The 2,075-nt window shown below is 73.9% G+C and carries 2 protein-coding genes and 1 pseudogene; 2 read left to right on the forward strand and 1 reads right to left on the reverse strand.

Annotated elements, in window-relative coordinates:
• Positions 1-6 precede the first annotated feature (6 nt).
• The gene (locus D183_RS0115715) at positions 7-864 is read left to right on the forward strand and encodes a lauroyl acyltransferase (protein WP_081613366.1); all 858 of its coding nucleotides are present in this window, start codon (positions 7-9) and stop codon (positions 862-864) included.
• A 26-nt stretch (positions 865-890) separates the two neighbouring features.
• On the opposite strand, the gene D183_RS0115720 is transcribed toward D183_RS0115715, so the two are convergent.
• Positions 891-1,412, reverse strand: coding sequence for a GNAT family N-acetyltransferase (locus D183_RS0115720; RefSeq protein WP_017909848.1), 522 nt, complete (start codon positions 1,410-1,412; stop codon positions 891-893).
• Between the two features lie 290 nt (positions 1,413-1,702).
• Between D183_RS0115720 and D183_RS0115725 the strand changes: the two are divergent.
• Positions 1,703-2,075 (forward strand): annotated as a pseudogene (locus D183_RS0115725) (GTP cyclohydrolase II RibA); the annotation flags it as partial.

The raw sequence follows: 2,075 nt of genomic DNA on the forward strand, positions 1-2,075 counted from the left end.
GCCCCCCTGCCGTGGCCGTGGCTGCGCCGCCTGGCCGACGGCCTGGCCGGGCTGTGGCTGCGCCTGGACGCGCGCGAGAGCCGGGTGGTCCGGCGCAACCTGGAGCTGGCCTATCCGGAGCTGCTGCCCAGCGAGCGCGTGGCCCTGCAGCGCGAGGTGCTGCGCTCGACCGCGCGGCAGGCGTTCGAGACGCTGGCGCTGTGGACCCGGCCGCCGCAACAGAACCTGGCGCGGCTGCGCCTGCGCCACGGCCAGGAGCTGTACGACGCGGCGCTGGCCGCCGGCCGCGGGGTGATCGTGGCTGCGCCGCATTTCGGCAACTGGGAGCTGCTCAACCAGTGGCTGGCCTCGCGCGGCGACATCGCCATCGTCTACAAGGCGCCGGAGTCGGCGGTCGGCGATGCCTTCCTGCAGTTGGTCCGCAGCGGCGAGCGGGTGCGCCAGGTGCGCGCCGAGGGCCCGGCGGTGCGGCAGTTGTTCAAGACGCTCAAGGACGGCGGCGCGGTCGGCATCCTGCCCGACCAGCAGCCCAAGGCCGGCGATGGCGTGTTCGCGCCGTTCTTCGGCGTGCCGGCGCTGACCATGACGCTGGTCAACCGCCTGGCCGAGCGCACCGGCGCCACCGTGCTGTTCGCCTGGTGCGAGCGCGTCGGCAACGACCTGGAGTTCGCCCTGCACGTGCAGCCGGCGCCGCCGGACATCGCCGATGCCGACCCGCTGCGCGCGGCCACCGCGCTCAACGCGGGCGTGGAGCGGGTGGCGCGGCGCGACCCGGCGCAGTACCAATGGACCTACAAGCGCTACACCCTGCGTCCGGACCCGGCCGAGCCCAATCCCTACGCCACCGAGCGCCATCCGCACTAGCGCGTTCGCCCGAGGCGGAGCCCGCGTCAGTCGTCGTGCGGCTGCGCCGGGCCGGCGAGGATGCGCTGGTAGAACGCCAGGTCCAGCCAGCGGCCGAACTTGAAGCCGGCCTCGCGCACGGTGCCGGCGTGCACGAAGCCCAGTTGCTCGTGCAGGGCGATGCTGCCGGCATTGCTGGCGTCGATGCCGCCGACCAGCACGTGCACGCCGCGCGCCTCCGCAGTCTCGATCAGCGCCTGCAGCAGGCGCCGCCCCGCGCCGCGGCCGCGATGGTCGCGGTGCACGTAGACCGAGTGCTCGACGCTGTACTTGAACGCCGGCCAGGCGCGGAAGGTGCCGTAGCTGGCGAAGCCGACCAGCGTGCCGTCGGCGTCCTCCAGGCCCAGCACCGGGAAGTTGCCGGCACGCTTGGTCGCGAACCAGGCCGCCATGCTCTCCGGCGGGCGCGGCCGGTAGTCGTACAGCGCAGTGGAATGGACGATGGCGTCGTTGAAGATCTCCAGGATCGCCATCGCGTGGCGCGCTTCGGTGCAATCGACGAGTTGCATGCGGGCGTGGGGCCGGAAGGGACGCGATGCCGCACAGTAGCAAGCAACCGGCGGCGCGTGCACACCCGCCCAGCGCCGGCGGCGGCATTGCCGGGAACGCCGCATCCGGTTGCATCGGCGATGCCGTGCGGCCGGGCACAGTGCGTTCCATCGCCCGCGGGCTGGCGGGACAGGCAAAGCGCGCGACAATGGTGCCGGGCGCCATGCGCCTGCCGGCGCCGCGCCGGTGCCGCCGCGACCGGATGCGGCAGCCTTGAAGCGGCGCCGCCGATCCCCATCTGGAGTCGTGCATGACCAGCCCCACCGCCCCTTCCGCGCACGCCTTCGGCGATCCTGCCGCGATCCGCAGCGAACGCGCGGCATCGGAGTTGCGTGCCGGGCGCCCGGTCCTGCTCGACGACGGCAACGGCCGCACCCGTGCAGTGATGGCGCTGGACAGCAGCACCGAACCGTCCTACCTCGGTTTCGCCGAGGCCACCGGGCAGCGGCACTACCTGTTCGTGACGCCGCCGCGCGCGCAGGTGCTGGGCCTGGATGCGCCGCAGGGTGCGCGCATCGCCCTGGCCGGGCACTCCTACGACGCGCTGGCGGCGCTGGCCTACCTGCGCGACGGACCGGTGCCGGCGCAGTGGCAGCCCGGCGACGCGCTGGATGCCGGCGCCG

Source organism: Xanthomonas sp. SHU 199, assembly GCF_000364665.1.
In the GTDB taxonomy this organism is placed as follows: domain Bacteria; phylum Pseudomonadota; class Gammaproteobacteria; order Xanthomonadales; family Xanthomonadaceae; genus Xanthomonas_A; species Xanthomonas_A sontii.